Source organism: Latilactobacillus parasakei (genome assembly GCF_049674265.1).
GTDB lineage: Bacteria > Bacillota > Bacilli > Lactobacillales > Lactobacillaceae > Latilactobacillus > Latilactobacillus sakei.
In genome coordinates this window covers 955,766-979,706 of the sequence record NZ_CP186861.1, presented here as the reverse complement: position 1 = coordinate 979,706, position 23,941 = coordinate 955,766, and the positions used below count along the sequence as shown (strand labels likewise).

The following is a 23,941-nucleotide window of genomic DNA, read 5'->3' as shown; positions in this document are numbered from 1 at the left end:
ATTTTTAAATGAAAACACCTAAATTTTTAAGTGATCTATGGGATGAACCCAGCCCATTTCAAAATCGGGAAGCTAGAAATCAAAAACAACATAATTGGGAAGCTTTGCGAAGATTCGCTAAATCAGTAGGGAATTTCTTGGTAGTTGCGGTTAATTCAGTAAATGATGCTGTAAAAAATGCAGATGATCGAATGACTGATATTGAGGATAGCTTTAATAGTCAAATATCTGGTAGCACAAGTCTTGATGAAGTGATTGCTGGGAGAAAGCCAAAAGGGAAGGCAGCCTATAAAACAATCGGTCTACGGATGGATGATATGATTACCATTGAAGATGGCACTATTATGACGAATGAATCCATAGATATTGGCGGTAAATTAGACCCTGTTATTAAAGAACAACTAGATGAATTCATATTAACCTTACCTAGAGAAGGGTTTAAAGTTTTAATGGTAACTGACTCACATTATGAAGATCTTTATGATGAAAGCAGCCCGTTTAGCTACCCATATGCCTATGACGCGTTGACTCATCTAAACGCTGTTAATTATCTAAGCCAGTACGTCGATGTGATCATTGCTGGTGGCGATAATGCCAATGGCTTAAATCAAGATGTTAATCATTCGATTGCTGACCAAGCACAGTACTGTGCCAAGATTTTACAAACTGAAACTGACGCAGATAAGTTTATCCTGTTGGGTAATCACGACGACGCTTCTACAGGAATTCGACTGGAAAAAATCACACCAGACAAGATTATTAAAGAGGCTGATTTTAAAAAGCTGTTTAGAACGGGTGAGTTAATTAATGACGAAAACCGTGAGGGCGATAGTCTCTATTTTTATAAGGATTATCCAGATTCAAAAATCCGTTTAATCGGTCTTAATGGTCTAGATGTGCCAGAGAGTAAGACTAATGATGACGGAACCTTAAAGTTTACCCGTTATCTTGATTATTCTTATAGTCAAAAGCAGATTGATTGGCTAGTAAATGAAGCCTTGTCAAGTGTCCCAGAAGAGTTTCAAATTGTTGTCACGACTCATATTCCACTAGTTTACGACTTTACACCTAGCACTGAGACTACTTGGGCTAATGGGAATATCCTAGAAGGGTTGCTCAATGCAGTCGCAACTGGTGGACGTTATACCGGCAAATCAGAAGATGGTATTCCTAGCGAGTTACAGGTGATTGTGGCAGCCGATTTTACAACGCAGGGGCCACGGAAAGTGGCTGGATTATGGGCCGGTCATGTTCACACTGAAAAAATAACTGAACGAGATAACTTCACGCAATGTTTGTTTATAAACGATTGTAATACTAACCCAGATAATATCGGAACGATTCAAGCTTTAGGAATAACGATTGCGACAGTTGATCCATCGGCTTCAAAGGTAACCTTATCTGGAATTGGTCGAGCAACAAGCCGTGAATATGATTATTAAGGAGGAAAAACATGAAATTAAAGCAAACCATCAATTTACTTGCGCGGTCAGTTGCCGCGTTAGACGCTAAGTCTGGCTTATTGGTTAGTCGGCAAAATCCAGGCCTTGCAAGCCCTGAGATGAAGCGCCAACTAGAATCGTTGTTTGACCATCGGATAGAACTTAATGATAAAAATACAGATGTCAATAATCTTCCGCCCGGAAATTACGTTGGTGGATCTAATCTTGTTAATGCACCAATTACGCAAATGGGAAATGAGTTTTTTATTGACGTTTCAGTTGCGAAAAATGGCGATCGTATTATGTATGCAACTAACGTTCCAACTGGTTCGAGTTGGAAAAAGGTCATCGCTCATGGAGACACTAGCGGGCTTTATTATCCGCGTAACTGGACGAAAGTTACTACTGAAACAGTTCTGTGGAGCGGAATGGGTGACGTTGCTGTCGGGCAGACTCTTAAACTGATTGATAAGTGGAGCTTCTACGACGGATTAATTATCACTTACAACTTGAACGGCGCAATCGGTAGCGTACGGATGCAAGTGCCACGTTCGGATTTTCCAACTGGTGTTCCGTCACAAATGTATTTCGTTGGATTGAATGTTTCAAATACATTATCCGAGAATGCCGTTAACGTCGATATTGCGGAAGGTTATCTCGAAAAAGTAGATGAGTCAAATCTTAAGTTAGGCAGTTTTAATCACATTATCGCAAATCTAGCCAAAGGAACGGCTCAATATAATGTGGGACAAGGTTCTTTCCAGATTAACAATATTTTGGGGGTAAGATAAATGAAGCTAGTAGTTACAAACAAAGGTGAAATAATTAGTTACATCACTATTGGCGATTTAGATGGTTCAATTGAATATAAAGGTACCATCCCAGATGACTTTGAAGAAAATTTCAAGCCATCTTTTTATTTACTGCAAAATGATGCAATTGTTTTAAATCAAAATTACGTTGAACCAAAGCCGACTATACCTAGTGGCCCCACGGCTGAGCAAGTTATGATCAATCAGCTGGGTTTAAAATACGCTGAGTTATCAGCTAAGGTGGATAAACTGGAAGGTGGTGGCAGCAATGGTTGATTACGAGTTTGTCAAACAAATGCACGATTGGGGTTGCGACATCAGCGGCTACCTAGCAATGGGTGCAATCACGCAAGCCGAATACGATGCGATTACAGGTGATTTAAATGAATCTGTTTAGAGGCCTGAAATACGCATTGCCAATAGCAGTCCTGCTCTGGATTGCTATTTTCGTTATCTTCAAATTATTATTTTAGGAAGTGTCAAAATGAATAGTTTAAAAGGATTAGGGCAGCTCCTTATGTGGTTGTTAACAATACCATCTGCTTATTGGGGGGCCAAGACTGCCACAACAGAGCTGGTTAAGCATCGTAATATGCGTTTAGCAAGTCTTGAAAATCGCATGAACGCCAATGATAATGCGGTACAAGCCGTACTTCATGATTCACTTTACAAGCAATGCACCAAAGTCATATATCGGGGAACAGTGACTATTAGCGAGCTAGATAACATTGAGCATTTATTTCGTGGGTATAGCGGTGTTGGTGGTAACGGTACCGGTGAAGCCCTGTATAACAAGGTTAAAAATTTAAAATTAATTGATGATAAGGAGCTGATTGAGCATTGAATTGGCAAGTGAGATTTAAAAACCCACATTTTTGGTTTCAAATTATAATAGCAATCACGATGCCAGTTGGTGCGTATTTTGGAATTAAGGCCCAAGACGTAACCAGCTGGCATATTTTATGGGCAACATTGGGCAAGGCAATTGCCAATCCGTATGTGCTATTAACGGTAGGAGTTAGTGTTTATAACGCGATCATTAATCCAACAACTAAAGGAGTAAGAGATTATGACAAAATTAAATAAATTAGTAGTCGCCACAATGGCGGCTTTTTTATTTGCACAGGCATCAACTGGGTTAGCGCAGGCCGCTAAGGGTGACCAAGGGCCTGATTGGTCAAAATACCAAGGATATTCCGGCAAGCTAGGGTATGCAAACGATAAATTTGTTCTGATTCAACCCGGTGGGACTTATGGGGGTACGTATATTGATCAATTGACGTATCAAAGTCAGGTTAACGTGGCTAAAGCAAATGGCTTAAAAGTACACCATTACTTATGGTACGGGGTTGGTGGGAGTTCAGAACTAGGCGTTAAAGCCGTTGATAGATATATGCCTCGAATTCAATCGAATGCGCCTAAAGGTTCAATTGTTGCATTAGATTATGAAGATGGCGCGAGTGGGAACGTTAAAGCCAATACGGATGCAGTTTTAGCAGGGATGGATAGAGTTGCAAGTTATGGTTATACGCCAATGTATTATAGTTATAAGCCATTTACTTTAGCGCATATTGATTACCGGCGAATTATACAACGGTATCCCAATAGTTTATGCATTGCCGCTTATCCTAATTACTCAGTAACTCCTAAGCCTAATTATGCTGTTTTTCCATCAATGGACGGGATCGGTATTTGGCAATTCACTTCAACATATACTGCTGGTGGACTAGATGGCAACGTGGATTTAACCGGTATTACCGACAACGGTTACTCGAAACAACCATCTAAGCCAGTGACACCACCATCAAACAATAATCAAGTTGCCAATCAAGACTACGCCCAAAATGGCACGTTTACAACTAACACAACCGTTAATGTACGTTCAGGCATTGCTAATAATTCGCCAGTCGTCGCAACTTATGCGCCAGGAGAATCATTGAACTATAACCACATTTACATCGTCAACGGCGTGGTTAAGGGCCGCTACACCAGCTATTCAGGCCAAACACGTTATGCTTCAATGGGGTATATTCCGGGTGAAAGTTTCGGAAAACGTTCAACTATTAGTGATAATCACACGTATACCATTAAAAATGGGGATTCATTTTGGAGTATTGCTAATATGTTAGGAATTAATATGTATTCACTAGCAGCTAAAAACGGTAAGAACATCAATTCAACGATTTATTCTGGACAGATTATTTTGTACTAAGCGAAAAGCCCTTCACATTTTAGTGAAGGGCTTTTTTACAAGAATTAATCGAATATGTTACGATTAATATATATAATAATGAACGGAGATTTAAAATGAAGCATAAGAATAAATTGAAATACAGTAATAATATGACACGAGTGGCTAAGGATGTATTTGCTGTTTATGATAGATTGGAAAAGGCATTCGATGTGGCTAATATTTCTAAGAGTAATACTTGTCAATATTGGGCTATACTGGGGAAGTCAGAGTTGGATCATCAATATGAAACATCTATTATGAAAGGATCATTGACAGCTGAAAATAAAAAAACAGGCGAAAAAGTTCAATTTGAGACGCAAGGTGAAGAACATTACGTTAACCTTATTTATAACGAAAAAACTAGTGAGTATTATTTGATAGATTTCGGTTCGCAATATTATCAAACGATTAACGGAGTGGTGAGTCTTAGTAGAACACCAATTGTATTTAGGCTTGATAAAAGCCAGAATGAGCCTAGAATTTTTAAGATGGAAGACGACAATATAAAATATAGATTTTACATTGAAGAATACGTAGACGAAGCTATTTTGACTGACACTTGCTATTATGAGTTAAATAAATTGAAAAACTGCTTAAAAAGCAAACATTAAATATAGTATATTTCTATTGTTGACCTTTTGTTGTCCTTTATAATAGGAAGAAACTTGATGTATCAATGGTATTCTGTGATTTAATATTCCGATCACCGGTATAATGAATTATTATACAAGTTTTAAAAGCCCTAGGTATAGGGCTTTTTTGTTGTCTAAAAATAAGTTATTGTCGTGTGTGAAAGCGGTGTGATACGATAGGCATATATTAAGTACATCAAAGGGTGATTATGATGAAGAAGTGGGGCTTTTTACTTAGTGGTGGTTTTTTACTGGTTATTATCTTAGGGATATTACTGATTAATCAGCGTTCAAATCAGGCACGACAGCAAGCTAATCGTGTCCGGGACAACGCACCAACCTTTTACTTGCATGGGTATGGTGGTTCTGGTCGTTCTAGTGATAGCATGATTGCAGCTGCAGAGGAGCGCGGCAGAGCCACTAAAGTGTTAACCGCAATTGTCAGTAGAACGGGCAAAGTTGAACTAGAGGGACATTGGACGGATAGAACAACCCGGCCGATTATCCAGGTCGTTTATAAGAATAATCGCAATGCCAATTATCGGCAAAATGGTGAATGGTTTAAACGGGTATTGATTGCGGTCAACCGACAACATCATTTTAAACAGTTCAACGTTGTCGCCCACTCAATGGGTAATTTAACGTTAGCTTTCTACTTAGCGAATAATGCTCAGAATAAAAAGCTGCCGCAGTTAGCCAAATTTGTTTCAATCGCAGGGCATTATGCTGGTATTATCGGGATGGATGATCGTGCTAATCAAAATCATTTAGCTAAAGATGGTCGCCCGCAGCAGATTAATGCGACTTATCGGCAATTAATGGGTTTGAGACATAGATTACCAAAAAATCAGGTTCAATTCTTAAATGTTTATGGGGACCTATCTGATGGCAGTGATTCTGACGGCCGCGTTAGCAATGTCTCTTCACAATCGTTACGGTATTTAGTGGCGCCAAGGGCTAAATCATATCATGAGGTTGAATTTAAGGGATCTAAAGCACAACATAGTCAGCTACATGAAAACGAGGCTGTTAATAAAGCGGTAATTGATTTTCTATGGTAAATAAAAACAGCAACATCAACTTCATTATGAGTTGGTGTTGCTGTTTTGTTGTTCTAGGCGGTATTCTTTAGCAGCCGTCGTTAGAGTCCCTAATAAGGCTTGTTGAGTGGCTGAAAAGAGTTGCGTCTTGCGATAAGCTAATGAGATATAAAAGGTTGGTTGCGGTTGATCAAGTAGATCTAAAACAACAAGATCATCAGCTGGTGTGATGGCCGTCTCAGTTAAAAAGCCAACTCCGACATTTTCATGGACCATACTTTTGAGGATGCTGACGTCATTGGTTTGATAAATAATGTCAGGGTTCATTTGGTTCATTGTCGAAAGTGTATCAAAGACGACAGGGTGGACGAACCCTTCCGCTAACATAATGAAGTTTTCATTAGCTAAATCACGAAAGGCAACCTTTTTAGCGGTTGCTAGTGGTGATTTGGGGCTGACAACGATTTTAAAGTGATGTTGCTCGATAATCTCAGCCGTTAGCGCATCATTTTCTAGTGGCGTTGCTGAGCCAAGCAGGGCAGCATCCAGGCGACCGGCCTCTAAACTGGCCAATAATTCGGTAGAACCACCATCAACCGTCGCAAAATGTTGAATACTCCCAGCCTTGACTAATTTCTGCGCTAATTTAGAGAAGTAGTAGGTACCGATAATCGGCGGTAGCCCAAAACGAAGCTCAGTCGCAGAGAGATTTTGCATATCAGTAGTTGTTAATTGAATTTCATTTAGAATGTTGACGGCGTGTCGATTAAGTTGTTCACCGCTATCCGTAATAATAATTGATTGATGGGACTGGTCCCGGCGGATTAGTTTAGTATCGAATTCTTCTTCTAAGCGCTTGACCGCATAGGTGATTGTTGGTTGGCTGACACCAAATTGATCGGCAACTGCTGTAAAATTTTTTAATTTAATTAAAGCGACAAAATATTCTAAATCTTTAATCTTCATAGAAACTCCTATTTAATGCGATTTGAAAAGCTCATATAAATCTATTTTATCATAGTTGTAAGTTTTGACTATCAAATATTACTCGCGTTACACTGGGTTCATCGATAAAACGTAAAGGAGATTTTTAATATGAAAGCACAACAAATTTTAAATGATCCATTTTTAAATAAAGGCACAGCATTCACTGCTGAAGAACGTGCACAATTTGGTTTAACGGGGATGTTACCACCTCACGTTCAAACAATTGATGATCAAGTTAAACAAGCTTATGCACAATATCAATCAAAAGCAAACATGCTTGAACAACGTATTTTCTTAATGTCAATTTTTAACGAAAATCGCGTTTTATTCTACAAGTTATTCAGCCAACACGTTGCTGAATTCATGCCAGTTGTTTACGATCCAACGATCGCTGACACAATCGAAAATTACAGTGCTTTATATGTTAACCCACAACACGCTGCCTTCTTATCAATCGATGATCCTGATTCAATGAAGACAACATTGGCAAATGCTGCTGATGGTCGCGAAATTAAATTAATCGTTGTGACTGATGGCGAAGGTATTTTAGGGATTGGTGACTGGGGGACACAAGGTGTCGATATCTCAGTTGGTAAATTAATGGTTTATACAGCTGCTGCAGGGATTGATCCTAGCCAAGTATTGCCAGTTGTTTTAGATGCTGGTACAAACCGTGAAAGCTTATTAAATGATGAATTATACTTAGGGAACCGCCATGAACGTGTTCGCGGCGATCGTTACTACGATTTCGTTGATCAATTCGTTCAAACAGCTGAAGAATTATTCCCTAACATGTACCTTCACTTTGAAGATTTTGGCCGTAGCAATGCTGCTAACATCTTGAACAAGTACAAAGATCAAATTGTTACTTTCAATGATGATATCCAAGGTACAGGGATTATCACATTAGCTGGTATCATGGGTGCATTAAATATCTCTGGCGGCAAGATGACAGACCAAGTTTACATGAGCTTTGGTGCTGGTACTGCCGGTGCTGGTATTACACACCGGATCTTCGAAGAAATGTTACAAGAAGGTTTAACTGAAGAACAAGCACGTAGCCGTTTCTACATGGTTGACAAGCAAGGTCTATTGTTCGATGATGATCCAGAATTAACACCAGAACAAAAACCATTTGCTCGCAAACGTAGTGAATTCGCTAATGCTGATGAATTAACAACATTAGAAGCTGCTATGAAAGCAATCCACCCAACAATCTTGGTTGGTACTTCAACACAACCTGGTACATTTACAGAATCAATCGTGAAGGAAATGGCCGCTCACACAGAACGTCCAATTATCTTCCCATTATCAAACCCAACTAAATTAGCTGAAGCAACTGCTGAAGACTTAATTAAATGGACTGACGGTAAAGCTTTAGTTGCTACTGGTATTCCTGCCGCACCTGTTGAATACAACGGTGTCACATACGAAATCGGTCAAGCAAACAACGCCTTAGTATACCCAGGTCTTGGTTTAGGGACAATCGCTTCAACTGCTAAAGTCTTAAATGACGAAATGATCAGTAAGGCAGCTCACTCATTGGGTGGGATTGTTGACCCAACAGAAGCCGGCGCAGCCGTATTGCCTCCTGTTACAAAATTAGATATCTTCTCACAAACTGTTGCGACAGCTGTTGCACAAAGCGCTGTTGACCAAGGTTTGAACAAAGAAGAAATTACTGACGTGCAAAAAGCCGTTGCAGACATGAAATGGGAACCAGAATACAAAGCACTATAATTTAAATATTAATTTGGTAGGAGAGTGAAAGAGTTGGCAGCATTTCTAACATCATTATCAAGTGTCGTCGAAATCGTCTTAGTCATTGCTTTGGGGTTTTGGCTACGGAGTTCTAAAAAGTTCGATGATAACTTTAAAGGTACAATTTCGTTTTTAATCATGAACGTTGCTTTACCATTATCAATTTTCGTTTCAGTTTTAGATAACTTAACACGTGAAAAGTTGGTCGGTTTATCTGGCGGCTTAATCTACGTTTTAATTAGTTTCGCCCTAGGTTACTTAGTTGCTTGGTTATTAACAAAGGCTTTCCGGATTCGTCCAGGTCGTCGTGGGACATTTATCAATATGTTCGTTAATGCCAATACAATCTTCATTGGTTTACCATTGAACTTGGCACTATTCGGTGACAAGAGTTTACCTTACTTCTTGATCTACTATGTTGCTAACACTGTTTCAACATGGGCAATCGGTGTCTTCTTCATCTCAAATGATGATCCTACAAAAGAAAAAGGCGCTGCTAAAGGCAAATTTAACTGGCGTAAATTATTACCTTCTCCATTAATCGGTTTCTTAGCCGCATTAATTTATCTTTTAACTGGTTTACCATTACCAGAACTTGTTGATAAGACATTCTCAATGGTCGGTGGGATCGTTACACCAATGTCATTGATTTACATTGGGATTATCTTAGCTGATGCTGGTTTGAAATCAATCCATTTCGACCGCGATACAATCTTAGCCCTATTAGGTCGCTTCGTTGTCGCACCAGCAATCATGATTGCTATCATGATGTTCTTCAAGAATACAACTTCAATTCCATCAATTGAACAAAGCACATTAATTATTCAAGCCGCAACACCAGGTTTGGCTGTCTTACCAATCTTAGTCGGTCAATCACACGGGGACGTTGAATATGCAACAAACGTCGTAACAACAAGTACTGTCTTGTTCGTCGTCGTTGTGCCTATCTTAATGCAAATCGTTCAATTCATCTAGTTTCATAATAAGAGCGTTAGATATTCCGAGTATCTAATGCTCTTTTTTTGTGCGTAAATGTGTAATAATACACAATCTTGGTTGATAAACTGGGTTATCTGGACTACAATGAAAGCGTAGTCAATAAACAAGAGAGGTTGATTAATATGTCAGAAAAGATTTATACGAAACAAGCGCCAGAACCATTAGGACCATACAGCCAAGCAATTGCAACGGATAAGATTGTCTTTATGTCAGGTCAACTGGGATTAAAAGACGGCAAACTTGCACCTGATTTAGCAGGGCAAACGAAACAAGCCATTATGAACTTACAAAGTGTTTTAAAAGAAGCTGGCTTAACCTTAGAAAATATCGTTAAAACCAACTGTTTCTTAACCAACTTAGATGACTTTAATGAATTTAATCAAGTTTATGCAGAATTTTTCGGCGACATTGCACCTGCTAGAAGTGCTGTTCAAGTCGGCAAACTACCAGCTGGTGGGATTGTTGAAATTGAAGCCATCGCTGTTCGATAATATTTGATTGGGAGTTGGATCAATGAATAAAGTAGCCATTATCGGTATTGGTCATGTTGGGAGTACAGTTGCCTATACGCTTGTTTCCCGGCGCATTTGTAGTGAATTAGTTTTATTTGACCAAAAGCCAAAATTAGCAGAAGCGGAACGAAACGATTTAGAAGCCGGTCAAGTTGATCATACAGGATTTGTTAAGATTACAGCTAATGATGAAAGTCAATTAGCCACTTGTGACTTAGTCATTTTCTCAGCTGGTGACATTAGTATCCTTGAACATAGTGCTGATCGGTTTGATGAATTAACTTATACGAAAACAGCAGTCGCACAATGGGCACCAAAATTAAAGGCCGCTAATTTCAAAGGAATCTTATTGAACATCACTAATCCATGTGATGTAATTACCCAATATCTACAAGCTTTAACTGGCTTTCCTAAGGAACGGGTGTTAGGAACTGGGACGACTTTGGATACAGCCCGGATGCAAGTTGCAGTCGGCCATTATTTGAACGTTGCGCCTAATAGTGTGCACGGCTATGTGCTAGGTGAACATGGTAATTCACAATTTGTCGCTTGGTCTGGGGTGCATGTTGGTGGGCAACCACTAGCAACCCAATTATCACCAGAACAATTGGCACAATTTGAAGTTGACGCTCGCCAAGGTGCTTGGGAAATCCTCAGCGGCAAGGGCTATACGTCTTATGGGATTGCTAATCAAGCAGCGCACTGTGCTGCAGCTATCTTACAAAATACGCGCCAAGTCTTACCCGTTTCTAACTTTGATGAAACTGTACAATGCTATGTTGGCCATCCAGCTATGGTTGGTGCCGCAGGTGTCTTACAGGATTATCCAAGTCAGTTAACGACAGCAGAACAACAAAAATGGCAAACATCGATTGATACGATCAAACACATGTATGCCGCTATCTAAATGAAAAGACGTCATCCAAATTAATGGATGGCGTCTTTTTTGTTTAAAATAGTTGTCCCAAGAGGAACATCATGAGCGGCACCATCAACAAAGCCCCGAGCGTTGTCTCGGTCACCATGACAGCGGCAAAATCAGCGTCTGTATTATAAAGTCGTGCGACAACTGGTGCATTTGTCATAACGGGCATACAGGATTGCAGAATGAAGACTTGTTTCATGAGGGGTGGCATGTGACTTGGATAGACTAACGCAGTCATTAATAAAGGCGCAAAGATGAACCGGCCGGCTAAGACACCGAGTTGATCTTTGCCAAAGCGAATATTTTTGAGTCCGGCATTATAAATTGAAATCCCAATGAAGAGCATGGATAGTGGGATGGTCAGGTTGCCTAGATAAGTGAAGGACTGTGTTAAGAAACTGGGTAAGTGCCAATCTAATAAGACCAGGATAACGCCGATAATAAAACCGATTAGTGGCGCCGAGAAAACCTTCTGTAAAACAGTTTTAAGGGATAAACCCTCTTGATTGGCACCATCTCGTTGAATTAAGTAAACGCCAAGTGTCCAAAAAATGGTGGTATTAGCCATGTAATAGACTAAGACAAAGGGCAGACTGCGCTGACCAAAGAGGGCCAGGTTAATTGGTAAGCCTACAAAAACCGTATTGGAGTTGAAGAACATGGATTCAAACAAGCCACGCCGACTGGCATCGACTTTAATGAGGCGTGCGACAATAATTGAAATCCCAAATAAGAGTAACATGGAGAGCACTGGAAAACGGAGGTTGGGAAGTAAGGTGGCTAACTGATCGTGTGAAAAGTCTTTCGTGATTGAAATGATCATATAAGGTGGTAGGGCAACTTGTGTGACAAGTTTAGCGATAAGCGCTGTGCTATCCTCATTAAACCAATGACGTGCGGCTAAGGCATAGCCAACTGCAATCATGATAATGATAATAAAAACACCGGCACTACTATTAACTAAGGTTTGCATAATAAGCTTCTTTCTATCTGAAAATCATTCTACTATGTAGTATAAAACGATTGGGGATGACTTAAAAGTGGCGTTAGTTGGGTGGTATTTGGTCAATAGGCTAAATAGTTCGTGTTTTAATATGTACATTGAATAAAGGATGGTAATTATCAGTTAAATCACGTATAATCAATAGAAATAAATCGGAATAGGGGCGAAAATATTGATTTCAACTGAAACAACATTAGCAGGAATTCATTTTGATAATTGTTTAATGAATGCAGCAGGCGTTTATTGTTATGACGCAGACGAACTAAATCAGATTCAAAAATCTGCAGCAGGCACTTTTGTAACGAAGAGTGCTACCGTGGCCCCAAGAGCGGGTAATCCAGAACCACGCTATCTATCAACACCGTGGGGGAGCATTAACTCGATGGGACTTCCTAATAAGGGTTTATCTTACTATCTCGACTATGTTTCTCAACAACAGGCCCTCTTTCCTGAAAAACGGTATTTTCAATCAATTACTGGTTTCAATGTTGATGAAGACGAAGTGCTTTTGAAACAAATTACAGATTCTGATTTTAATGGCTTAGTGGAATTAAACCTTTCTTGTCCTAATGTGCCGGGTAAACCACAAACGGGTTATGATTTTGAAACAGTTGAACAAATTTTAACGCGGGTCTTTGAAGTGTATGACGGACCGTTAGGCGTCAAATTACCCCCTTATTTTGATATTGTTCATTTTGATCAAATGGCGGCTATTTTAAACCAATTCCCATTGGCATTCATTAATTCTGTCAACAGCATCGGTAATGGCCTCACGATTGACGCTGCTACCGAACGGGTCAGCATTAAACCTAAGCATGGTTTTGGCGGTATTGGTGGTGATTATATTAAGCCAACAGCCCTCGCGAATGTCCACGCCTTTTACCAACGGTTGAAACCCGAGATCCAAATTATCGGCACTGGCGGTGTTAAGTCTGGTCAAGATGTTTTTGAACATCTATTATGTGGCGCTAGCATGGTTCAAGTCGGGACGGCACTTCACAAAGAAGGCCCACAGATCTTTGAACGCTTAACGGTAGAACTACAAACAATCATGCAACAAAAAGGGTATAATAAAATAGCTGATTTTAAAGGCAAATTAAAATATTTAGATTAAAGAGAGTGATTAGCAAGATGCAATATAAACATTTATTTTTCGACATGGACAATACCTTATTTGACTTCGATGCGGATGAAGATCAAGCATTGGAACGCCTATTTAAGGCACAAGATATTGACTTAACGAGTGATATTAAAACGACTTATCAAACGTTCAACCAAGGTTTATGGCGCCAATATGAACAAGGGGAATTAACCCGGGAAATATTATTGAACACCCGGTTTGCGACTTTTTTCAAAAAGCAGTTTAATAAAGTGGTCGATGGGCAGCAATTATCAAGTCAATATTTAGATAATTTGGCGTTAGGACATGATTTAATGCCACAATCAGAAGAATTATTAGTTGGGTTACAAGCACAACACGCCAAATTATATATCACAACGAATGGTGTGGCGCGTACGCAATACCAACGACTACAAGACTCAGGGTTAGCCCATTATTTCGATGCTATTTTCGTATCGGAAGAATTAGGTTATCAAAAACCAGACCCAGCTTATTTTCAAACTGTTTTCCAGAAACTAGACACTGTCCCAATGACTCAGTCATTGATCGTAGGGGATTCATTGACCTCCGACGTTCAAGGGGGCCAAAATGTCGGGGTGGCAACTGCTTGGTACAACCCAACAGGTCAAATTAATCATGATCAGGCCTTACAGCCAACACATGAGATTAAACAATTAACAGAACTATTGACGCTTTAAGCGTGACAATCAAAGCGCCAACCGATAGAGTGCGTTAAAAGATGGAGTGACAAGGGATGAAGAAACAACGTTATTTTAGAATGAGTTTGGGCTGGCGGATTTTAATCGGAATTGCATTGGGATTAGTTGCCGGTGGTATTTTCTACCAAAACAAAGCTGCAATTACAGTGATGCAAGCGATAGGGACGTTGTTTATTAATTTAATTAAGATGATTGTATTGCCAATCGTCGTTTCTTGCTTGGTAGTTGGAATCGCCAAAATGGGCGATATCAAAAAGTTAGGTCGAATTGGTGGCAAGACGCTTTTGTATTTTGAAATGATGACCACCATTGCGATTGCGTTGGGCTTGACGGTCGGTAATTTGACGAAGCCAGGGGCCTTAATCAACATTCATAGTTTGAGTCAAGGGTCAATTGGTCAATATACAGCTGCTGCTAAATCAGCTAGCAATCATGGTTTGGGCGATATTATTATGAATATTGTACCGACTAACATTTTTAAGGCCCTTAGTGAAGGGGATATGATTCCAATTATCTTCTTTACAGTCTTGTTTGGATTAGGACTTGCAACATTTGGCAAACGCAGTGAACCGCTCATTAACGCTTTTGAAATGATTTCAGAAGTGATGTTTAAATTGACTAACTGGATTATGCAATTAGCACCAATCGGGGTTTTTGCCTTAATCGGTGTGACGATTGCCCAATTTGGTTTCGATGCATTGAAGCCGTTGGTTTATTTCCTAGTCATTTGCTACTTAACGATGATTTTCTTCGTTGTGGTTGTGGCGGGGCTAGTGGCACGAATCTGGCACATTAATATTTTGGAATTATTGAAAGTCTTCAAAGAAGAATTAGTGCTATCTTTTTCAACAGCTAGTTCAGAAGCTGCATTACCTAAAGTAATGGAAAAAATTCAAGATTACGGTGTCAGTCAGGGAATTGCTTCTTTTGTCATTCCAACCGGTTATACGTTTAACCTTGATGGTTCCGCAATCTATCAATCATTAGCAGCGCTCTTTTTGGCGCAAGCGTATCACATCCATCTCAGTCTGATGCAACAATTAACATTATTAGTGGTCTTGATGATTACGTCTAAAGGGATGGCCGGTGTACCTGGGGCTTCATTTGTGGTATTACTCGCAACCATTACAACCATTGGGGTACCAGCTGCTGGTGTGGCTTTCATTGCTGGGATTGATCGATTAGTCGACATGGGGCGGACTGCCGTCAACGTCATGGGGAATTCATTAGCAGCCGTGATTATCGCTAAATCTGAAAACGAATTTGACGAAACAAAACGAACAAAATATTTAGCGCAATTAGGGCTAAAAAATAACAAGGCTTGATAGTAGTCAGCCGAGAAAAAAAGGACTAGGATAGAAATTGTCTCCTAGTCCTTTTGCTATGTCTGGGTATAGACCGGTCTGGAAATGGTTTAATTTAATGTGACATCTTTAAATCAGCTACTATGAAATGTTGTTGTCGTTAAATACTAGAGAGCAATGTATATTTATGAAAACGGATAACAGCGGGATTATCTAGACCAATTTCACAGATAACGTAAAAATGATTAGACAGATTAGAGATTTGTGGTAAAATAAACGAGTAAAGCGTTTTAAAAAGAAAAACGTTTTGGTGTGATAATAGATTGATAGGGATTAATGCCATAATATTTCATTATAATTGTTAGCGTTTTTATCAGTGTGTTATTACAACTATTTTATAAGGAGGTTTTTGTGAATGGTTGGAATCGTTATTGCAAGTCACGGGGAGTTTGCTAAAGGTATCATGCAATCTGGCTCAATGATTTTTGGCGAACAAGAAAAAGTACAAGCTGTTACTTTTATGCCTAATGAAGGACCGGATGATTTGAAAGCGCATTTAGAAGCTGCCGTTGCAACGTTTGACGCAGATGATGAAGTCTTGTTCTTAGTCGATCTTTGGGGAGGTTCACCATTTAATCAGGCAAATGGCTTGTTCGAAGCTCATAAAGATAAATGGGCAATCGTTACTGGTTTGAACTTACCAATGTTGATTGAAGCATACGCATCACGTTTATCTATGACATCTGCTCATGAAATCGCAGCACATATTATTGATGAAGCTAAGGCGGGTGTTCGGGTTAAACCTGAAGACTTAGAACCAAAAGAAGCACCAAAGGCAGAAGTAAAACAAGCTGCTAATACAGGTACTCCTGGTAAGTTCAAATATGTCTTGGCACGTATTGATTCACGTCTATTACATGGTCAAGTGGCAACCACTTGGTCTAAGACAACTAACCCAACACGGATTATTGTTGTTTCAGACAACGTTGCTAAAGATGAATTACGGACAAACTTAATTAAACAAGCTGCTCCTGGCGGCATTAAAGCGCATGTTGTGCCAATCGATCAAATGATCAAGTTGGCAAAAGATGATCAACATTTCGGCAAGGAACGTGCTTTATTATTATTCGAATCACCACAAGATGCACTTAGAGCCGTTGAAGGCGGTGTGCCATTAGAAACAATTAACGTTGGTTCAATGGCTCATTCAACTGGTAAAGTGCAACCTAATACTGTTTTGGCCTTTGACCAAGATGATATCGATACATTTGAAAAACTAAAGGCAAAAGGCATCAAGTTTGATGTTCGTAAAGTGCCTAGTGATTCAAACGGTAATATGGATAGCATCCTTAAAAAAGCACAATCAGAATTAGACAAACAAAACAATAAATAATTAACTATCAGAAGAAAACGGAGGATTAATAATCATGGATTTGAATTTCATTCAAGTGATTTTGGTCATTTTTGTTGCATTTCTAGCTGGTGTGGAAGGTATCTTAGATCAATTCCATTTCCATCAACCAGTCATTGCTTGTACATTAATCGGCCTTGTAACCGGTAACTTATTACCATGTCTTATCTTAGGCGGGACATTACAAATGATCGCCTTAGGTTGGGCTAACGTTGGTGCCGCTGTTGCACCCGATGCTGCTTTAGCATCAATCGCATCTGCAATTATTTTAGTACTTGGTGGTCAAGGCAAAGCCGGCGTTACATCAGCTATCGCTATTGCTGTACCTCTTGCCGTAGCTGGTTTATTATTAACAATCATCGTACGGACATTAGCAACAGGTATCGTGCACATCATGGATGCTGCTGCTAAAGAAGGTAACTTCCGTAAGATCGAAATGTGGCAATACATCGCTATTATCATGCAAGGTGTTCGTATCGCTATTCCTGCAGGCTTAATCTTAGCAATCGGTGCTGGCCCTGTTAAAGAAATGTTGACAGCAATGCCAGTATGGTTAACAGATGGTTTAGCAATCGGTGGTGGGATGGTTGTTGCTGTTGGTTACGCAATGGTTATCAACATGATGGCAACAAAAGAAGTATGGCCATTCTTCGCAATTGGTTTCGTACTTGCAACTATCTCTCAATTGACACTTATCGGACTTGGCGCAATCGGTATTTCACTTGCCCTTATCTACTTAGCCCTTTCAAAACAAGGCTCAGGTAATAACGGCGGTGGCTCAAATACTGGTGATCCGCTAGGCGATATCATTGACAACTACTAAGAAGGAGGCTGACAAAAAATGGCAGAACAACTAAAATTAACTAAAAAAGACCGTATCTCTGTTTGGTTACGTTCAACTTTCCTTCAAGGTTCTTGGAATTATGAACGTATGCAAAATGGTGGTTGGGCTTATACATTAATCCCAGCACTTAAGAAATTATATAAAACTAAAGAAGATCGTTCAGCAGCACTAGTTCGTCACATGGAATTCTTCAATACTCATCCTTATGTTGCTGCACCAATTCTTGGGGTTACTTTAGCCCTTGAAGAAGAACGTGCTAATGGTGCCCCAATTGATGATGTTACAATCCAAGGGGTTAAGGTTGGTATGATGGGACCTTTAGCTGGTATCGGCGATCCCGTGTTCTGGTTTACTGTTAAACCAATTATCGGTGCTTTAGCTGCTTCACTTGCTATGAGTGGTAACATTCTTGGCCCAATCATTTATTTCGTTGCATGGAATGCCATCCGTATGGCATTTACATGGTACACACAAGAATTTGGCTACCGTGCTGGTTCTAAGATTACTGAAGATTTATCTGGTGGTATTTTACAAGATATTACTAAGGGTGCTTCAATCCTTGGGATGTTTATCTTGGGATCACTGGTTAATAGATGGGTATCAGTTAAGTTCACACCAACTGTCTCATCTGTTAAATTAGATAAGGGTGCTTTCATCGACTGGGATAAATTACCAAGTGGTGCTAAAGGCATTCAATCTGCATTACAACAACAAGCACAAGGCTTGTCATTGACAGACCATAAAGTAACAACTTTACAAGATAACTTAGATAGTTTGATTCCTGGTTTAGCTGCATTAGGTTTAACATTATTCTGTATGTGGTTACTTAAGAAGAAAGTATCACCAATCGTTATTATTCTTGGCTTATTCGTAGTCGGAATTGTCTTCCATCTATTACACTTAATGTAATAATTAAAGAGTGCGTAAGCAGGCGTTTATATTTTGAGGATTAACTGGATTTGACGAATTGGGGCTGTAAGCACTGGTTCGGCAAATTTGGTTAACCGTAGAAATATGCCTGCTGAAGCACGTTTAAAAAAGAGTGCGTTCAAGCTTGGTCAACTTTTGAGCATTAGCATAGGGAAGCGAATGAGCGACGCAGTCGATTATTTGATTTACGACGCTAAGCACAGAAAGTTAGCTTGAAAAGCACGTTTCAAAAAACAAAGGAAGGGCTAGGGCAAATTTACTTTGTCCTAGCCCTTCCTTTTTATAAAAGCGTATAATGAAAGTAAGCTTTTTGGAAATGGAGTCGATATAATGGTTCAATCAATTAATACAAAAGTCGAATTAGTGATTAATGCGACCTCTTTTACCGCGTTAACAGATTACGGCAAAATCATGATTGGCGATAAAGGTTTTGAATTTTTCAATGATCGCGATGCCCGTCAGTTTATTCAAATTCCGTGGGCAGAAGTTGATTACGTGATTGCCTCGGTCATGTTCAAGGGGAAATGGATTCCTCGCTATGCAATTCAAACCAAGAAAAACGGGACCTATACTTTTGCCTCAAAGGAACCTAAGAAAGTGTTACGCGCTATCAGAGAGCACGTACCGGCTGAAAGATTAGTGCAATCACTCGGTGTGTGGGATGTGATCAAGCGCGTCTTTAAACGTAAAGCCAACTAAATCGTTATTAAAAGTAGACCTTTGCTGGATTGTTATTTAGCGGAGGTCTATTTGTTTGCCAACAATTGTAAAATTGCGACTCCTTCTAGGGCGTGCTAAAATACCTTATAAGGTTAATTTATGTCCGAAAAATCAGGATAGAAGAGGAGATTCAAATGGGATTCGATAAAGCAATTATCGCGTTAAAAGCAGGTAAAAAAGTAGTACGGACAGGTTGGGGTGGCCCCGAATTATTTATCGTTCAAGTCAGTGGTGATACCTATCAAGGTGAAACAATTAGTCCATACCTATTGATTAAAACAACGGAAGAACCAGCTTATTCAATGTTCCAACCAACTTCTTGTGATGTATTAGCTGAAGATTGGCAGTTAGTTGATTAATGAGTCATTTTGCGGATTTAAAACAAAAGACGGTTTTAGTCACGGGTGCGGCTTCCGGCATCGGCCAAGCACAGATGCTGGCCTTTTTAGCGGAAGGTGCAACAGTCATCGCATTAGATAAAGCGCCCATTGCAAAGGTGGCAGACGGTTTAAAAACGGTTCAAGTCGATGTTCGGGATGCTTCCCAATTAACAGCGACACTAAAAAGCTTGTTAGCGACAGTGCAGGCATTTGATGTTGTCTGTAATACAGCGGGCATATTAGATCAATATGCGCCGACGCTTGAAACCAGTGAGGCTGATTGGGATAATCTGATGACGGTCAATTTAAAAAGCCAATTTTTAGTGACTAACGCAGTTTTACCAAGTATGTTGGCCAACCATAAAGGCGTTTTTGTGAATATGGCTTCAATTGCCGGATTAGTAGCTGGTGGTGGCGGTGCGGCCTATACGGCTTCTAAGCACGCGATTATCGGGTATACTAAGCAGCTGGATTACGATTACGCGAGCCAAGGCATTCGGGCAAATTGCATCGCACCAGGGGCGATAGAAACACCGATGAACGCTGCCGATTTTGCGGGTGCGGGTGAAATGGCCAAGGAAGTGGCGCGTCAAACACCAGCTGGTCGCTGGGCACAACCGGCAGAGGTGGCTCAATTAAGTTTGTATTTAGCAAGTCAAGCATCCGATTACATCCACGGAACCGTGGTGCCAATCGACGGAGGCTGGCTTGAAAAATAGTAACATCACAGATATTAACAGGCGAGAAGTGCTTGTAGTACATGCTTTAATGGCATAGAGGAGAGAGAAAAGTTATGCAACAGATTATATTATTATTGGCGGTGGGGATCTTAGCCGGTATTTTAGGTGCGATTCTCGGCATTGGTGGTGGGATTATCCTGACACCTGTTTTAACACTCGCAATTGGGTTAGATATCAAATATGCAATCGGGGCTAGTATTGTTGCCGTGATTGCCACTAGTTCTGGTGCCACAATTGCTTATTTAAAAGACGATATGTTGAATTTACGGGTGGCAATGTTTCTAGAAATTGCGACAACCGTGGGGGCAATTATCGGGGCGCTATTAACTGGCGTCGTACCGACGGGCTTTTTATTCATTTTGTTCGGGAGCTTCCTATTATTTTCAACTTACAATATGATTCAAAAACTGCGTGGTAAAAAGGCGGAAGAACACGTTGGTGCAGCTAACGATCAGTGGGCTGAAAAGTTGAATTTAAATGGTACTTATTACGATAAGGCCAATCAAAAACAAGTTGATTACCAAGTTGAAAAAGTACCTGGCGGCTTTGCGATGATGTTTGGTGCGGGGATTGCTTCTGGCCTCTTGGGAATTGGTAGTGGGGTCTTCAAAGTCACTGCGATGGATACCATTATGAAGATGCCGCTAAAACCATCTAGTGCAACAAGTAATCTAATGATGGGTGTGACGGCGGCCGCTTCAGCAACGGTTTACTTCTTTAGTGGCGCGATCCTACCAGAAATTGCTGCACCGTTAGCGCTTGGTATTTTAGCAGGCGCAACAGTTGGTTCAAGAGTGATGCAACATTTGCAACCGAAGTTTATTCGGATGATTTTTATTCCGATTTTACTGTATATGGGCTTACAAATGGTGCTTAAAGGATTCGGGGTGCACATCTAATGACAGATCGAAAAAAAGAAATGGCGCAAATTGAATTAGTAATTGGTAAAATTTTACGTGTTGGTGTTTTGGTATCAGCGACCGTTCTAATTATCGGGATGCTTTTATTCTTAATGCATGGTGGTACAGGTTACGGTGAACACCAATTTCCAACGACCTTTGCTACAATCTTCCAAGGAATGGCTGAATTGAAAGCCGGCGCGGTCATCATGTTTGGCTTATTCTGTTTGATTTTAACGCCCGTTTTACGGGTAGTAGTGTCAATCTATGCCTTTGCAAAAGAAGAGGATTATCTATACGTCTGGATTACGGTCATTGTTTTGGTGATTTTAATCATTGGGATGACGATTGGCTTTATCAAATAAAAAACAAAACATAAAAGGCCCGTGGCAAGCATTACGTTTGCCACGGGCCTTATTTTGTTATTGGTCTTCTAAACCTAAAATGCGCTTTTTCTTTTCTTCAAATTCGTCGTCGGTCATTAGGCCGTCTTCTTTCATCTTGAGATAGGCCATGATGAGTTCACCCTTTTTAACGAAACTTAAATCTTCTTCAGCCGGTTTTTCGATATAATCGTTCATCAGTTGATAGAGCTTTTGCAAGTCATCGTTATCAGCAGTTTCAAAGCTAATAATGACTTTTTCGAGGGCGTGGTTGGGTTTTTGATAGAGAATTTGAAGATGGCCCTGGCGATAAGTGGCTTCAAAAAAGCGAACGGATTTTAATTTTTTAAAGGCAATCTCGCGATCGTCTTTGTCATTTTTCTTTAAGAGTCCTGGGTAGTGAAGTGTGAGAATTTGATCATCATAAGTGATTTCAAGTTTACGTGGCTTCTTAATGCGATAAGTCTGCATATGACTGCTCCTTTTAATAAAACTTAAGTAAAAGCAAGGACGTTCTTAACATACAACGTCTAAACTTACCCCTATCATAGTAGATATTGGGCGTAAATAGCAAGTCTTGCCTTTTATCAAAAAACGAGGTGGTTAAGATGCAATTTTTCACTGGTGTTCGCAATGGCTTATTACTCGCGTTACCCATCTGGGGCGTGTTAATCTTAATAGTAAGCCACTGGTGATATGATAAGGCACCAAAATGACCGGGCGGTTGTTTTGCGTGTCTTTTTTAGATAATTCAGTCTTTTTTAGGTCTTAAGTCGGTTTTTATGCTAGTATGAATAGATTACAATTAAGAACATTGATTGCATATGATTTAATTAATTACTATAATGGTATCAAATGTCCAAAGATAAGGAGGAGGAAACCAATTGAATATTGGGATATTTACAGACACCTACTTTCCACAAGTCAGCGGTGTGGCAACCTCCATTAAAACATTAAAAGAGGGGCTCGAGAAAAAGGGGCACTCTGTTTACATATTTACAACAACTGATCCCCATGTTGATAAAGAAACGATTGAACCGAACATTTTCCGCTTTGCTAGTGTACCGTTTGTATCATTTACGGACCGACGGATTGCTGTTCGGGGCCTTTTTCATGCCTATCAGGTTGCTAAAGAATTAGATTTAGATATCGTCCATACCCAAACGGAATTTTCGATGGGCTATATCGGCAAATTTGTCGCTAAGAATTTGAAGATTCCGTGTTTACACACGTATCACACGATGTACGAGGATTATTTACATTACGTGTTAAACGGGAAGCTCTTGCGTCCGTATCACGTTAAACAGATGAGTAAGGCCTTTTTATATCACATGTCGGGGATTGTCGCACCGTCTGAACGGGTGTCACAGACATTGAATCGTTACCAAGTTAAAGCACCGATTCGGATTATTCCAACTGGTGTTGATATTAGCCGGTACGAAAAGCAAGTAACCCTGGATGTGCGGGAGTCGTTAGGTTTAACGAAGGACCAACCCGTATTATTATCATTAAGTCGGGTTGCTTACGAAAAACGAATCGACATTATTATCGATGCCCTACCACGCTTGGTAGCGGAGAAACCAGATTTAATGTTGGTCATTGTGGGGGAAGGGCCCGCGCGTGAAGACTTGGAAGCGCAAGTTGCTAGATTAGGGATGAGCGAACACGTTATTTTTACCGGTATGATTGATAACGATGATGTTTCTAATTACTACCACATGGCAGATTTATTTGTTTCAGCGAGTGATTCCGAATCACAAGGGCTAACGTATATTGAAGCAATGGCCGCTGAAGTCAAAATTGTCGTGATGGCCAGTCCTTATGCCAGTGAATTATTGACGGATCCGTCAATTGGCACGACCTTTACTACTGAAGATGAAATGTTGCATCAAATCCTGAATTACTTGAACCATCCTGGGGCCTTTGATGACCCTGCACCTCGGCAAAATAAATTACACGCCATCTCAGCAGATTACTTTGCAGAACAGATGGTCCAATTTTATAAGCAATCACAAGTGTTATACGATGAACTGAAACTAGATCAAGATGAATTGTTAGAACTAGAAGATATGGATACTAAAAAATAAATGACATAATTGAAGAAACTGTTGATCGCAATCAGCAGTTTTTTATTGGTCAATTATC

Annotated in this window: 28 protein-coding genes; 25 read left to right on the top strand and 3 right to left on the bottom strand. The window is 40.0% G+C overall.

Going from position 1 to position 23,941, the window contains the following annotated elements; genetic code table 11:
- Positions 1-8: 8 nt before the first annotated feature.
- The 9 genes from ACPBEH_RS05015 to ACPBEH_RS04975 all read left to right on the top strand — a co-directional run bounded on the left by ACPBEH_RS05015 (position 9) and on the right by ACPBEH_RS04975 (position 6,180).
- Positions 9-1,442, top strand: coding sequence for a metallophosphoesterase family protein (locus ACPBEH_RS05015; RefSeq protein WP_424349934.1), 1,434 nt, complete (start codon positions 9-11; stop codon positions 1,440-1,442).
- Positions 1,443-1,453: 11 nt separating this feature from the next.
- Positions 1,454-2,233, top strand: coding sequence for a hypothetical protein (locus tag ACPBEH_RS05010; protein ID WP_424349933.1), 780 nt, complete (start codon positions 1,454-1,456; stop codon positions 2,231-2,233).
- Complete coding sequence (locus ACPBEH_RS05005) at positions 2,234-2,530, top strand: DUF2977 domain-containing protein (RefSeq protein WP_424349932.1); 297 nt, start codon at positions 2,234-2,236, stop codon at positions 2,528-2,530.
- Positions 2,523-2,651 carry an XkdX family protein gene (locus ACPBEH_RS05000; protein WP_424349931.1) on the top strand — a complete coding sequence of 43 codons (129 nt, stop codon included), beginning with the start codon at positions 2,523-2,525 and terminating at the stop codon, positions 2,649-2,651. The genes ACPBEH_RS05005 and ACPBEH_RS05000 overlap by 8 nt, the downstream gene beginning before the upstream one ends.
- Before the next feature lie 87 nt (positions 2,652-2,738).
- Positions 2,739-3,098, top strand: coding sequence for a hypothetical protein (locus ACPBEH_RS04995; RefSeq protein WP_081303861.1), 360 nt, complete (start codon positions 2,739-2,741; stop codon positions 3,096-3,098).
- Positions 3,095-3,340, top strand: a complete 246-nt coding sequence (locus ACPBEH_RS04990; protein ID WP_424349930.1) for a phage holin — start codon at positions 3,095-3,097, stop codon at positions 3,338-3,340. The genes ACPBEH_RS04995 and ACPBEH_RS04990 overlap by 4 nt, the downstream gene beginning before the upstream one ends.
- A complete protein-coding gene (locus ACPBEH_RS04985) occupies positions 3,324-4,466 on the top strand; it encodes a GH25 family lysozyme (RefSeq protein WP_424349929.1) in 1,143 nt (380 codons plus the stop codon). The genes ACPBEH_RS04990 and ACPBEH_RS04985 overlap by 17 nt, the downstream gene beginning before the upstream one ends.
- 95 nt (positions 4,467-4,561) lie before the next feature.
- Positions 4,562-5,098: a hypothetical protein gene (locus ACPBEH_RS04980; protein WP_424349928.1), complete on the top strand. Its 537-nt coding sequence runs from the start codon at positions 4,562-4,564 to the stop codon at positions 5,096-5,098.
- Between the two features lie 230 nt (positions 5,099-5,328).
- Positions 5,329-6,180, top strand: a complete 852-nt coding sequence (locus ACPBEH_RS04975; protein ID WP_424349927.1) for an alpha/beta hydrolase — start codon at positions 5,329-5,331, stop codon at positions 6,178-6,180.
- Positions 6,181-6,204: 24 nt separating this feature from the next.
- On the opposite strand, the gene ACPBEH_RS04970 is transcribed toward ACPBEH_RS04975, so the two are convergent.
- The gene (locus ACPBEH_RS04970; protein WP_424349926.1) at positions 6,205-7,125 is read right to left on the bottom strand and encodes a LysR substrate-binding domain-containing protein; all 921 of its coding nucleotides are present in this window, start codon (positions 7,123-7,125) and stop codon (positions 6,205-6,207) included.
- A 129-nt stretch (positions 7,126-7,254) separates the two neighbouring features.
- Between ACPBEH_RS04970 and ACPBEH_RS04965 the strand changes: the two genes are divergently transcribed.
- The 4 genes from ACPBEH_RS04965 to ACPBEH_RS04950 all read left to right on the top strand — a co-directional run bounded on the left by ACPBEH_RS04965 (position 7,255) and on the right by ACPBEH_RS04950 (position 11,325).
- Entirely contained in the window at positions 7,255-8,886 is a 1,632-nt protein-coding gene (locus ACPBEH_RS04965; protein WP_016264693.1) for a malolactic enzyme, read from the top strand.
- 33 nt (positions 8,887-8,919) lie between these two features.
- Entirely contained in the window at positions 8,920-9,882 is a 963-nt protein-coding gene (locus ACPBEH_RS04960; protein ID WP_076631941.1) for an AEC family transporter, read from the top strand.
- Positions 9,883-10,028: 146 nt separating this feature from the next.
- Positions 10,029-10,397: a RidA family protein gene (locus ACPBEH_RS04955; RefSeq protein ID WP_424349925.1), complete on the top strand. Its 369-nt coding sequence runs from the start codon at positions 10,029-10,031 to the stop codon at positions 10,395-10,397.
- Between the two features lie 22 nt (positions 10,398-10,419).
- Positions 10,420-11,325 (top strand): L-lactate dehydrogenase, encoded by a 906-nt coding sequence (locus tag ACPBEH_RS04950; RefSeq protein ID WP_424349924.1) that lies wholly within the window; start codon positions 10,420-10,422, stop codon positions 11,323-11,325.
- Positions 11,326-11,368: 43 nt separating this feature from the next.
- On the opposite strand, the gene ACPBEH_RS04945 is transcribed toward ACPBEH_RS04950, so the two are convergent.
- Positions 11,369-12,316 carry an AEC family transporter gene (locus ACPBEH_RS04945; protein ID WP_424349923.1) on the bottom strand — a complete coding sequence of 316 codons (948 nt, stop codon included), beginning with the start codon at positions 12,314-12,316 and terminating at the stop codon, positions 11,369-11,371.
- 202 nt (positions 12,317-12,518) lie between these two features.
- On the opposite strand from ACPBEH_RS04945, the gene ACPBEH_RS04940 reads away from it, so the two are divergent.
- The 11 genes from ACPBEH_RS04940 (at position 12,519) to ACPBEH_RS04890 (ending at position 21,778) form a co-directional block, all read left to right on the top strand.
- Positions 12,519-13,460 (top strand): dihydroorotate oxidase, encoded by a 942-nt coding sequence (locus ACPBEH_RS04940; RefSeq protein ID WP_424349922.1) that lies wholly within the window; start codon positions 12,519-12,521, stop codon positions 13,458-13,460.
- Between the two features lie 17 nt (positions 13,461-13,477).
- Positions 13,478-14,164, top strand: coding sequence for a YjjG family noncanonical pyrimidine nucleotidase (locus tag ACPBEH_RS04935; RefSeq protein ID WP_424349921.1), 687 nt, complete (start codon positions 13,478-13,480; stop codon positions 14,162-14,164).
- 56 nt (positions 14,165-14,220) lie between these two features.
- Positions 14,221-15,510 (top strand): dicarboxylate/amino acid:cation symporter, encoded by a 1,290-nt coding sequence (locus ACPBEH_RS04930; protein WP_424349920.1) that lies wholly within the window; start codon positions 14,221-14,223, stop codon positions 15,508-15,510.
- Between the two features lie 394 nt (positions 15,511-15,904).
- Complete coding sequence (locus ACPBEH_RS04925) at positions 15,905-16,882, top strand: mannose/fructose/sorbose PTS transporter subunit IIA (RefSeq protein WP_424349919.1); 978 nt, start codon at positions 15,905-15,907, stop codon at positions 16,880-16,882.
- A 34-nt stretch (positions 16,883-16,916) separates the two neighbouring features.
- On the top strand, positions 16,917-17,723 hold the full coding sequence (locus ACPBEH_RS04920; RefSeq protein WP_011374159.1) for a PTS mannose/fructose/sorbose transporter subunit IIC: 807 nt from the start codon (positions 16,917-16,919) through the stop codon (positions 17,721-17,723).
- Between the two features lie 18 nt (positions 17,724-17,741).
- Positions 17,742-18,653, top strand: coding sequence for a PTS system mannose/fructose/sorbose family transporter subunit IID (locus ACPBEH_RS04915; protein ID WP_424349918.1), 912 nt, complete (start codon positions 17,742-17,744; stop codon positions 18,651-18,653).
- 351 nt (positions 18,654-19,004) lie between these two features.
- Entirely contained in the window at positions 19,005-19,373 is a 369-nt protein-coding gene (locus tag ACPBEH_RS04910) for a DUF956 family protein (protein ID WP_424349917.1), read from the top strand.
- A gap of 155 nt (positions 19,374-19,528) precedes the next feature.
- Entirely contained in the window at positions 19,529-19,753 is a 225-nt protein-coding gene (locus ACPBEH_RS04905; RefSeq protein ID WP_011374162.1) for a DUF2829 domain-containing protein, read from the top strand.
- The gene (locus ACPBEH_RS04900; RefSeq protein WP_424349916.1) at positions 19,753-20,493 is read left to right on the top strand and encodes a 3-oxoacyl-ACP reductase; all 741 of its coding nucleotides are present in this window, start codon (positions 19,753-19,755) and stop codon (positions 20,491-20,493) included. The genes ACPBEH_RS04905 and ACPBEH_RS04900 overlap by 1 nt, the downstream gene beginning before the upstream one ends.
- A 74-nt stretch (positions 20,494-20,567) precedes the next feature.
- Complete coding sequence (locus ACPBEH_RS04895) at positions 20,568-21,413, top strand: sulfite exporter TauE/SafE family protein (protein ID WP_424349915.1); 846 nt, start codon at positions 20,568-20,570, stop codon at positions 21,411-21,413.
- Positions 21,413-21,778: a DUF1634 domain-containing protein gene (locus ACPBEH_RS04890; RefSeq protein ID WP_112207120.1), complete on the top strand. Its 366-nt coding sequence runs from the start codon at positions 21,413-21,415 to the stop codon at positions 21,776-21,778. Before ACPBEH_RS04895 ends, ACPBEH_RS04890 begins: the two co-directional genes overlap by 1 nt.
- 57 nt (positions 21,779-21,835) lie before the next feature.
- On the opposite strand, the gene ACPBEH_RS04885 is transcribed toward ACPBEH_RS04890, so the two are convergent.
- Positions 21,836-22,267: a hypothetical protein gene (locus ACPBEH_RS04885; RefSeq protein ID WP_424349914.1), complete on the bottom strand. Its 432-nt coding sequence runs from the start codon at positions 22,265-22,267 to the stop codon at positions 21,836-21,838.
- A 413-nt stretch (positions 22,268-22,680) separates the two neighbouring features.
- Between ACPBEH_RS04885 and ACPBEH_RS04880 the strand changes: the two genes are divergently transcribed.
- Complete coding sequence (locus tag ACPBEH_RS04880; RefSeq protein ID WP_424349913.1) at positions 22,681-23,883, top strand: glycosyltransferase family 4 protein; 1,203 nt, start codon at positions 22,681-22,683, stop codon at positions 23,881-23,883.
- Positions 23,884-23,941 lie beyond the last annotated feature (58 nt).